Raw genomic sequence first — 2449 nt, forward strand, 5'->3', positions numbered from 1 at the left:
AAGGCCGGCTGCGCGCGCGCGGGGGCGGCGGTCGCGGCGGCCAGCAGCAGCAGCGCCGCGAGGGCGAACAGGCTCGGGAACAAACGGGTGGGTCGCATCGGGCCGCCTCCTGCGCGGACGTGTCGTCTAGCCCGCCGCCAGCGCCCCGGCGAGAGCGCCGCTGCTGAGCGTCGCCAGGGTGCCGGAGACCAGCGAGCGCAGGCCGAGGGCGACGATCTCGGCCCGCCGCTCCGGCACCATCGCGCCCATGCCGCCCACCAGGATGCCGAGGCTGCCGAAATTGGCGAAGCCGCACAGCGCATAGGTCATGATCAGCCGCGCGTGCGGCGACAGCGTGCCGGGCGGCAGGGCAGCGAGGCGCAGATAGGCCACGAACTCGTTGAGCACCGTCTTGGTGCCGAGCAGGGTGGCGCCGGCAGCACTCTCCGCCCAGTCGAGGCCGATCAGCCAGACCAGCGGGCGGGCCGGGAGCGCGAACCAATCCTGCAAGGTGCGCGGCCAGCCGGGCGGCAGCGGCAGGCGGCCGAGCGCGCCGTTGAAGAGGGTAACCAGCGCCACCGTCACCAGCAGCAGCGCCGCGATCGCAACCAGCGGGCGCATCCCGTCGAGCGTGCCGCGCACCAGGGCGTCGAGGGCGCCCGCGGCCGGCGTCTCCGTCACCAGCGCGGCGTCGGCCTCGCCGGGGCCGTAGGGGACCATCAGCGCGCTCATCGCGAGCGCCGCCGGCGTGCTGATGACCGAGGCGATGAGGATGTTGCCGAGCGCGTCCGGGATCACCGGGCCGAGGATCGCGGCATAGATCACCATCACCGTGCCGGCGATGCCGGCCATGCCGCAGGACATCACCGCGAACAGCTCGCCCCGCGACATGCGCGCGAGCCAGGGGCGGATCAGCAGCGGCGCCTCGATCATGCCGACGAAGACGTGCACGGCGGCGGCGATCGCGAGCGCGCCGCCGATACCGAGCGTGCGGCGCAGCGCCCAGGCGAAGGCGCCGGCGATGCGTTGCAGGATGCCCCAGTGGAACAGCAGCGCGGACAGCGCGCTGATGACCAGCACCAGCGGCAGCGCCTTGAACGCGAGGATGAAGGCGGCGCCGGGATGCGTCTCGGCGAACGGCAGGGCGCTGCCGCCGAGATAGCCGAACACGAACGCCGTGCCGGCATCGGTCGCGTCCTGTAGCGCCGTCGCCGCGTCGTTGAGCAGCCCGACCGCGTGGCGCGCCGCCGGGATGCCGATCAGCACCGCGCCGAGGGCGATCTGCAACGCGGTGCCGCCGATGACCGGCCGCAGGCGCACGCCGCCGCGATGCTCGCCCGCGACGCGGCCGAACACCCAGGCAAGCGCCAGCAGCGCGGGCAGCGCGATCAGGCCGCGCATCGTGCGTGCGTCCGGGACGGCGGGGCCGGCGGTGACGGCTTAGGCGTGCACCATCGCGCAATGCCCGTCCGCCATCGGGCGGAAGGCTTCGTCGGCGGGGGTGGTGGCGAGGAGCTTGTAGTAGTCCCACGGGCCCTTGCTCTCGGCCGGGGTCTTCACCTCGAACAGATAGACGGGGTGCAGGGCGCGGCCGTCCTCGCGGATCTTGCCGGGGCCGAAGGCGTCGTCGTCGGTCGGCATCGCCTTCATGCGGGCGACCGTCGCCGTGCCGCTCTTCTTCGCGGCCGCGGCGCCCCCCATGGCGACGACGGTCTTGAGGTAATGCATCGTGCCGCCGTAGCAGCCGGCCTGTCCCATGCCGGCGCGGCGGTCGCCGATCTTGGGCTGCAGGCGCGTGCTGAAGGCGCGGGTGCGGTCGTTGAGGTCCCAGTAGAAGCTGTCCGTCAGCACCAGCCCGCGCGCGGTCGCGAGGCCGAGGGCGTGGATGTCGCTGATGAACACCAGCAGCCCGCCGAGCTTCACGCCCGAGGCGGTGATGCCGAACTCGCCCGCCTGCTTGATGCAGTTCACGGTGTCGGCGCCGGCGTTGCACAGGCCGATGACCTTCGCCCCGCTGGTCTGCGCCTGCAGCAGGAAGGACGAGAAGTCGCTGGTGCCGAGCGGCGCCTTGACCTCGCCCAGCACCTTGCCGCCGGCGCCCTTGACGAAGTTCGAGGTGTCGCGTTCCAGCGCGTGGCCGAACGCATAGTCGGCGGTGATGAAGAACCAGGTGTCGCCGCCGGCCTTGACCATCGCGCCGCCCGTCGAATGGGCGAGCATCCACGTGTCCATCGTCCAGTGGATGGTGGTCGGCTTGCACTGGCTGCCGGTAAGGTCGGCGGTCGCGGCCGGGCTGTTGATATAGACCTTGTCCTTCTCGGCGCAGACGCTCGCGACGGCCAGGGCGACGGCGCTGTTCGGCACGTCGGTGATCATGTCGACGCCCTTTTCGTCGATCCACTGCCGCGCGATGCTGGTGCCGATGTCGGGCTTGTTCTGGTGGTCGCCGACCAGCACCTCCACGTCGAAG

The 2449-nt window shown here is 72.1% G+C and carries 2 protein-coding genes; both read right to left on the reverse strand.

What is annotated here, in order from left to right:
• Nucleotides 1-126: 126 nt before the first annotated feature.
• Nucleotides 127-1380, reverse strand: coding sequence for a NupC/NupG family nucleoside CNT transporter (locus B8460_RS05715; protein ID WP_048860621.1), 1254 nt, complete (start codon nt 1378-1380; stop codon nt 127-129).
• A 39-nt stretch (nt 1381-1419) separates the two neighbouring features.
• Nucleotides 1420-2449 (reverse strand): ABC transporter substrate-binding protein (locus B8460_RS05720; RefSeq protein ID WP_048860622.1); only part of this gene is annotated, 1030 nt, incomplete at its 5' end.

This window comes from Acidisphaera rubrifaciens HS-AP3, assembly GCF_000964365.1.
Taxonomy (GTDB): domain Bacteria; phylum Pseudomonadota; class Alphaproteobacteria; order Acetobacterales; family Acetobacteraceae; genus Acidisphaera; species Acidisphaera rubrifaciens.

Excerpts from the sequence above, each read along its gene's own strand:
- B8460_RS05715 (WP_048860621.1), bottom strand. The coding sequence starts at position 1,380 with ATGCGCGGCCTGATCGCGCTGCCCGCGCTGCTGGCGCTTGCCTGGGTG.